The organism is Asanoa sp. NPDC050611 (genome assembly GCF_040654855.1).
Classification (GTDB): domain Bacteria; phylum Actinomycetota; class Actinomycetes; order Mycobacteriales; family Micromonosporaceae; genus Asanoa.
The window spans coordinates 1-2,195 of record NZ_JBFAIU010000619.1; the positions used below are offsets into that span (position 1 = coordinate 1).

Here is a 2,195-nt window from a genome sequence, read left to right on the forward strand (position 1 = left end):
GACCGCCTGCGCCGCGGTCAGCCCGGCGACCGGCAGCGCCGCGACCGCCGCGAGCCGAACGCCGGCGGGCACCGGCACCAGCGCGTCGGGCCGCGCGATCGCGTAGTCGGCGGCGGCCCCGCCGGTGTCGAGCCGCCCCACCACCCGGTCACCGGCCGCGAACCCGCCGCCGGCGGTGACGACGGTGCCGGACACGTCCCAGCCCAGGGTGTACGGGAACGCGACCGGCAGCACGTCCCGCAACAGTCCGCGGCGCAGCCCGACCTCGGACGGGTTGAACGCGGTCGCCGCGACCCGGATCAGCACCTCGCCGTCTCCCGGGACGGGCCGCGGGACCTCGTCGGCCACGATCACGTCCGGACCGCCGTACCCGTGCATGCGCATCGCTCTCATGACTCTGAACCGTAAGCGGGCCGCGGCGGACGATCCATGTGACAGCATCCCCATTTCATGCGTCATCGTCTCCGCATACGCTGCCCTCGTGGACGTGCTCAGCGACGTGGTCGCCACCTTGCGCACCGGGCGGCCCGTGTCGGCGTTGGTGGGGTTCCGATCGCCGTGGGCGCAGGAGTTCGCGCCGGTGCCCGGCGCCGCTGGCTTCCAGGTGGTGCTCAGCGGCGCCTGCTGGCTGGTCCCGCCCGACGGGGACCCGGTGCCGCTGGCCGCCGGCGACGTGGTGTTCCGCCCCCACGGGCGGGGGCACGTCCTCGCCGACGATCCGGCGACCCGGCCGCAAGGTCCCGCGTGCGACGCGCTCGGGCCGCGCCCGGTCCGGTCCGTCGTCGACGTCCCCGAGCCGTCCGCCGTCACGCTCTGCGGTGCCTACGAGCTCGACCCGGCCCGCACGCATCCGCTGCTGCACGACCTGCCCGAGGTGGTGCACCTGCCCGGCCGCCATCCGCAGCTGCGGGCCTGTGTCGACCTGCTGGCGGCCGAGGTCCGCGGGCCGCGGCTGGGCACCGACGCGATCGTGCCGGCGCTGCTCGACACGTTGCTCCTGCTGATCCTGCGGGCCTGGCTGGACCATGGCGCCACCGCCGCGCCGGAGCGGGGCTGGACCGCGGCGTTGCGCGATCCCGCGGTGGCGGCCGCGATCCAGGCCGTGCACCGGTCGCCGGCGACACAGTGGACGGTGGCCGGCCTGGCGAAGGAGGCCGGTCTGTCGAGGGCGCCGTTCGCCGCGCGGTTCGCCCGGCTGGTCGGTCAGCCGCCGATGAGCTATCTGACCTGGTGGCGGATGACCCTCGCGGCGGGGCTGCTCCGGTCCGGCGACGCGCCGCTCGCCCAGGTCGCCGCCGCCGTCGGCTACCGCTCCGAGTTCGCCTTCGCCGCCGCGTTCAAGCGACACCTCGGCAGCGCGCCCGGACGCTGGCGCCGTGCGGCCTGAGCTGCCGATCTAGGCTGGGAGCCATGGCAGCGATCTCCATTCCCACCCGTACGCTCAACGACGGCCACGAGATGCCCTGGCTCGGTCTCGGCACCTGGCCGCTGCGTGGGCGACCGGCCACCGACGCGATCCTCGCCGCGATCGAGATGGGCTACCGGCTGATCGACACCGCGTACAACTACGAGAACGAGGACGCCGTCGGCGCCGCGATCCGGGAGAGCGGGCTGCCCCGGGAGGACTTCTTCGTCACCAGCAAGCTCGCCGGCCGCCACCAGGGCAAGCCGTACGTCCGCGAGGGCTTCTCCGCCTCGCTGGAGCGGCTCGGCCTCGACTACGTCGACCTCTACCTGATCCACTGGCCGCTGCCGCGGGTCGGCCGTTACGTCGAGTCGTACGTGGAGATGGTCGCCCTGCAGCAGGAGGGCCTGATCCGCTCGGTCGGCGTGTCGAACTTCCTCGACGAGCACATCGAGGCCGTGGTCGCCGCCAGCGGTGTGGTGCCGGCGGTCGACCAGCTCCAGGTCTCGCCGTCGCACGCCCAGGTGGCCGTGGTCGAGCAGGTGTCGCGGCACGGCACCGTGATCCAGGCGTGGAGCCCGCTGGAGCGCAACAGCGGCATCCTCGCCAATCCGGCGGTCACCCGCATCGCGGACCGGATCGGGGTGGCGCCGTCGCAGGTGGTGCTGCGCTGGCTGATCGATCGCGACATCACCACGGTCCCGCACTCGAGCCACGCCGACCGCCAGCGGCTCAACGCCGACATCTTCGGCTTCGAGCTCGAGCCCGCCGACGTCGCGGCCATCACGGC

Annotated in this window: 3 protein-coding genes; 2 read left to right on the forward strand and 1 reads right to left on the reverse strand. The window is 74.1% G+C overall.

Annotated elements, in window-relative coordinates:
* Positions 1-393 (reverse strand): alcohol dehydrogenase catalytic domain-containing protein (locus AB0H87_RS41025; protein ID WP_360159037.1); only part of this gene is annotated, 393 nt, incomplete at its 3' end.
* 88 nt (positions 394-481) lie between these two features.
* Here AB0H87_RS41025 and AB0H87_RS41030 point away from each other — a divergent pair.
* Positions 482-1,387 carry an AraC family transcriptional regulator gene (locus tag AB0H87_RS41030; protein WP_360159040.1) on the forward strand — a complete coding sequence of 302 codons (906 nt, stop codon included), beginning with the start codon at positions 482-484 and terminating at the stop codon, positions 1,385-1,387.
* A gap of 23 nt (positions 1,388-1,410) precedes the next feature.
* Positions 1,411-2,195: aldo/keto reductase (locus AB0H87_RS41035; protein ID WP_360159043.1), on the forward strand; the 785-nt coding region annotated here is incomplete at its 3' end.